Source organism: Pullulanibacillus pueri, from assembly GCF_014639255.1.
GTDB classification, from domain to species: domain Bacteria; phylum Bacillota; class Bacilli; order Bacillales; family Sporolactobacillaceae; genus Pullulanibacillus; species Pullulanibacillus pueri.
The window spans coordinates 1-1,170 of sequence record NZ_BMFV01000076.1; the positions used below are offsets into that span (position 1 = coordinate 1).

Genomic DNA, 1,170 nt, shown 5'->3' on the forward strand with positions numbered 1-1,170 from the left:
CATCCAATATCAAGCTGTAGTAAAGCTCCATGGGGTCTTTCCGTCCTGTCGCGGGTAACCTGCATCTTCACAGGTACTATAATTTCACCGGGTCTCTTGTTGAGACAGTATCCAAGTCGTTGCACCTTTCGTGCGGGTCGGAACTTACCCGACAAGGAATTTCGCTACCTTAGGACCGTTATAGTTACGGCCGCCGTTTACTGGGGCTTCGATTCGGGGCTTCTCCCGTAAGGGATAACTCCTCCTCTTAACCTTCCAGCACCGGGCAGGTGTCAGCCCCTATACTTCACCTTTCGGTTTTGCAGAGACCTGTGTTTTTGCTAAACAGTCGCTTGGATCTTTTCACTGCGGCTTCTCCGGGCTATTCACCCAGAGGAGCACCCCTTCTCCCGAAGTTACGGGGTCATTTTGCCGAGTTCCTTAACAAGAGTTCTCCCGAGCGTCTTAGGATGCTCTCCTCGCCTACCTGTGTCGGTTTGGGGTACGGGCACCTGACGATTTGCTAGAAGCTTTTCTTGGCAGTGTAGGTGCAGGTCCTTCGGTACTTTAATTCCCTCCCCATCACTGCTCAGCCTTAAGATGGCGGGATTTGCCTCACCATCAGCCTTACAGCTTGGACGCGCATAACCAACAGCGCGCTGACCTTGCCTTCCTGCGTCACTCCATCACTCAAACACCGTCAGGTGGTACAGGAATATCCACCTGTTGTCCATCGCCTACGCCTTCCGGCCTCGGCTTAGGTCCCGACTAACCCTGAGCGGACGAACCTTCCTCAGGAACCCTTAGGCTTTCGACGGAGGGGATTCTCACCCCTCTTTTCGTTACTCATACCGGCATTCTCACTTCTAAGCGCTCCAATAGACCTTCCGGTCTACCTTCTCTGCCCTTAGAACGCTCCCCTACCATGACCATAAGTCATCCACAGCTTCGGTGATACGTTTAGCCCCGTTACATTTTCGGCGCGGCGCCACTCGACCAGTGAGCTATTACGCACTCTTTGAATGGTGGCTGCTTCTAAGCCAACATCCTGGTTGTCTAAGCAACGCCACATCCTTTGCCACTTAACGTATACTTGGGGACCTTAGCTGGTGGTCTGGGCTGTTTCCCTTTCGACGACGGATCTTATCACTCGCCGTCTGACTCCCGTAGATAAGTCGTTGGCATTCGGAG

1 rRNA gene is annotated in these 1,170 nt (G+C 53.2%); it reads right to left on the reverse strand.

From position 1 onward, the window contains the following. Window positions 1–1,170 (reverse strand): 23S ribosomal RNA (locus tag IEV91_RS21470); the annotation flags it as partial.